Genomic DNA, 4,035 nt, shown 5'->3' on the forward strand with positions numbered 1-4,035 from the left:
CTGGTTTAGTGCTTGCTACACCTTCCAGAGAGCTAATTAAAGGGTGAGCCGTTTTTTACCTGCATAATGCAGTGGGGTGGCCTAGTTTTCGTGGCCATTTATGTCCATTTTATCATGGCCGTTAACAAGTTTGATGAGGAGAAGGCAAACTTCAGGACTTGGCTGCTGATTCTAACCAAGTACAAGGCGTTGACATATAGACGCAAGAAACGCCTGAACAACGTCGTAAACATCGAGGATATCGAGATAAAGGATGATATCAATCTCGAAAAGCAAGTTTTCCTAAGACAAGATCAGGAACAGGTGATTAAAACAATCAATTCCTTTCAAAAGATGGATCGGGAGATATTCATAAGAAGGTTCTTTTTGGGTGAACAAATCAATGATCTGGCGCAAGCCTACCATTTGACTCGAGCCGCCGTGGATAACAGATTGCTGCGGGGAAGAAAGATTATCAAGGAGGCTTTGCAGTATGAGTGAGGACAGAATGATTGCGATTCTGAGCAATCTTGATGATGACTTAATGGAGGGCGAGATTGACAATCTGATGGACGGGGTTGAATGTGATATGGAATCGATAAGAAGAAAAGCACATCGGAAACTTAAGAAGCATAACAGAAAGGCGAAATTTAGAAAACGCCTGCCGTATGCAGCAGCGGTGTTAGCGTGCTTTGTATGTATTAATACAGCGTATGCTGATGAGATATCAACGGCGATCAAGAGCTTTTTAAACAAGACCCCGATTTATTCCACCATGGTGGATGGCGCGGCCTATTACCTAGAAGACAGGCTAGCGCTTGATGACAACTTTGTAATTGAGAGCCTAATCGTTTCCAAAGGCAGACTCGATATGGAATACACATCAAGCCTTAGTACCGATGTTTTAGAGACTATGAAAATCATACCCAAGGATGATCCAAGTACTGAATATGTCATGGCCGGTCTTTCTAAGAATGGCGATAAGTATGTATTCAGTTTTGCTAACGGAAAAGAAAAGAACTACAACATCAAACCATTTAAGGCTTTTGACCTGGTTGTTGGCGATAAAACATACTCAGTAACTCTTGATCAGGCCAAGGGACTTGATCCACAGAACCTATTTGCCAGTGAGAAGACAGCAAACAATATCGATATGGTTGCTGTGGGTGCTAAGAGCGTAGAGAAAAAAGGCAAGCAGGCTGTTCAGCTGATTGCATCTTTTGCCGATGAAGATATGAAACTCAGTGCATTTGGCAAGCCGGTTAATGCAACAGTTAAAGCTACTGTTGAGGATATGGGTGAGGAGGGCATAAATAGTTCCGAAACTAGCTCTGAGATTGCAGATATTTATGCAACTGACGAAAATGGTATCAAGCACAAGCTGCAAGTCCCGGCTGATGCTAATGCGTATCCTGTAACTACGTTTGAGGTAGATGTGCCAAAGGACAGCCAGCTTATGATTAATGTGCCTGCTCTGTTGGCTACTTATGAAAAGTCAGTCGGTAGTATTAGCTTCAATATACCAAGGGACGGCAAGGAAATACTCAACCGTGATGTGGATTTGTTTGCTCAGAGGGCAGTAGTAAAGAGCATCGAAAGGCTTTCTCCGACATCCGCAGAGCTTGTATTCCAGCTGAACACGGGAGCCAAGAAATATGTCAGCATCAGTTCCTTCGACGTGTACGGCAAGGACATCAAGAAGATTTCTTCAGAGTTTAGTGGTGATATGGCGGTCATGACTGTTGAATTCGACAAGGAAGTCGATAAGGCTGAGCTGGATATCTCTTACCCACGGTTCGTCATAAATGGCAACTGGACGATCAATATGAAATAGATGGGAATATATGTACCTCTTGACACCCTTATTCTACTCGAGTAGAATAAGGGTGTCATATTCTATTACGATAGAATGAGTAGAAAAGAGGTCTACTGATGACTATCAAACTATTCGACTCGGAACTGAAAGTTATGGAGATTTTGTGGGAGAGAGGCGATACAACTGCCAAGCAAATTGCAGCCACTTTGCTGAAGGAAGTAGGCTGGAGCAAAAGCACCACCTATACGGTTATCAAGAAGTGTATTGACAAGGGTGCGATAAAAAGGATGGAACCCAATTTTGTCTGCCGTCCTGTGATTACGAAGGAACAAGCGCAAGAATTTGAAACCACGGAGCTTATTAACAAAATGTATGACGGCGCTGCTGATCAGCTGGTGGCTTCTATTTTAGGGCGGAAAAATTTATCCCCTGAGGAAATCAAAAGGCTAAAGCAGCTGGTTAATGAGCTAGAATGAGGTGATACCGATGGTATTATCATTACTAAAAATGAGCATTTCCGCTGCCGTTCTCATTCTGGTAATTGTGGCCGGCCGGGCTGTGGCCATTCACAGGCTACCGAAGAAAACTTTTCTTGTTCTTTGGAGAGTTGCTTTGGGTCGGTTGCTAATTCCGTTTTCCCTTCCGTTACCGCTACATATATACACCAATGTCGGCTGGCTGGATGATACGTTGCTAACAACACCCGCAACCACCACACCGAGTGCTTTCACATCTGGCGAGCCCACATACTGTATTACCAATTTACCCAATATGGTAAATTTGGTACCGGCTAAAACAACCGCTTTTTCCGTGTCACCCCTAGTGGTAATTTGGCTGATGGGACTATTGGCCTGTGCTCTATATTTTCTGGTAATGCACCTTCGTTGCTCTAAGGTTTATCGGACCTCTTTACCGTTGGAGAACGATTTTGTGCGCCAATGGCTCCGGGAGCACCGGACATGGCGCACGGTTCAAATCAGACAATCTGATCTAACAACAGCCCCCCTGACCTACGGTATATGGAGGCCGGTGGTGCTACTGCCGAAGATAACTGACTGGGAGGATATAGACTGTCTCAGATATATCTTAGCCCACGAGTTTGTCCATATTAAGCGCCTTGACATCTTGTTCAAATGGCTACTAGCCGCTGCATTGTGTGTCCATTGGTTCAATCCTTTGGTCTGGATCATGTACATACTCGCCAACCGAGACCTGGAATTATCCTGCGATGAAATAGTGGTGCGGACATATGGAGAACAAACAAAATCGGCTTATGCCTTGACGTTAATTGCTTTAGAAGAAAGGAGAAGCGGGCTGATACCTTTGTGTGCCAGCTTCAGCAAAAACCCGATGGAAGAAAGGATCGTGGCCATTATGAAACTGAAGAAACCGTCCATTTTTGCCATCCTGACGGCGGTGATTTTGGTTGTTGGGGCAGCGGCAGTGTTTGTTATACCGACTATTTCGGACCAAGAACTAACCGGACAGGGTACAAACTCAATGTTAGATTTAATAACTGTAGCGGGCAAACAGGAGCTTACATCCGAAATACTGGAACAATTTAACGACTTAGGGGTGCAACATACACTAAGATTTGCCCCAGAGTATACTCAAGATGGGAAATTTGTCTCTTCTTGGGATGAGGTGTTACTTTACTTGTACAAAAGCGGTTATAGTCGTGGTGGTGCCATGCGTGTCGACGATATAGAGAAGATAATATACAACCTTTTTGGTACCAAGGCTACTTTTAGTCATCAAAGTACAGATCACTTTGTTCTTGACGGAGAACGTTATATTCCGAAAGGGATTGCATATACCGGCGAAAGTGCATATCAAGTAGTGTTGCTGAACGCAAATCCGGATGCTGTATTCTATGAAGCCAAGCTGCTACAATTCGATTACGATACCACCGTGGCGAATACCAACAACCCTAATTCCACCGCCAATGCCCACCGATTAGGGGACAAGGGTACCGGCAACATAGAGCGGATCGCTCAGTTAATTCGGTCTCAACAAACAGACGATTTAATCCCATGTCGTGCCATAGATATATCTTTCTTTATCGATCGAGACACGGGCCAGGTTACGTTTGACAGTATAAGCTTTACCGCATGAGCACATCAAAGATAGCTTTAGCACTGCACATGATACGCAAAACGTATGCGTGGGGCCGGACTCCGTGCCGGCCCGTGTATTCAAGGCATGCTTGCTGATGCAGGGGAGCGGACAGGCACAGAGGC

General features: G+C 44.6%; 3 protein-coding genes and 1 pseudogene. All 4 read left to right on the forward strand.

Annotated features, from left to right (window positions below; all coding sequences use genetic code 11):
- Positions 1–126 precede the first annotated feature (126 nt).
- Positions 127–480 (forward strand): annotated as a pseudogene (locus GX016_06885) (RNA polymerase subunit sigma-24).
- Complete coding sequence (locus GX016_06890) at positions 473–1,813, forward strand: hypothetical protein (GenBank protein ID HHT71285.1); 1,341 nt, start codon at positions 473–475, stop codon at positions 1,811–1,813. Before GX016_06885 ends, GX016_06890 begins: the two are co-directional and overlap by 8 nt.
- 98 nt (positions 1,814–1,911) lie before the next feature.
- A complete protein-coding gene (locus tag GX016_06895; GenBank protein HHT71286.1) occupies positions 1,912–2,271 on the forward strand; it encodes a BlaI/MecI/CopY family transcriptional regulator in 360 nt (119 codons plus the stop codon).
- Positions 2,272–2,281: 10 nt separating this feature from the next.
- Positions 2,282–3,910, forward strand: coding sequence for a M56 family metallopeptidase (locus GX016_06900; protein HHT71287.1), 1,629 nt, complete (start codon positions 2,282–2,284; stop codon positions 3,908–3,910).
- The last annotated feature ends 125 nt before the right edge of the window (positions 3,911–4,035 follow it).

This window comes from Bacillota bacterium (assembly GCA_012837285.1).
Classification (GTDB): Bacteria; Bacillota; DTU030; order DUMP01; family DUMP01; genus DUNI01.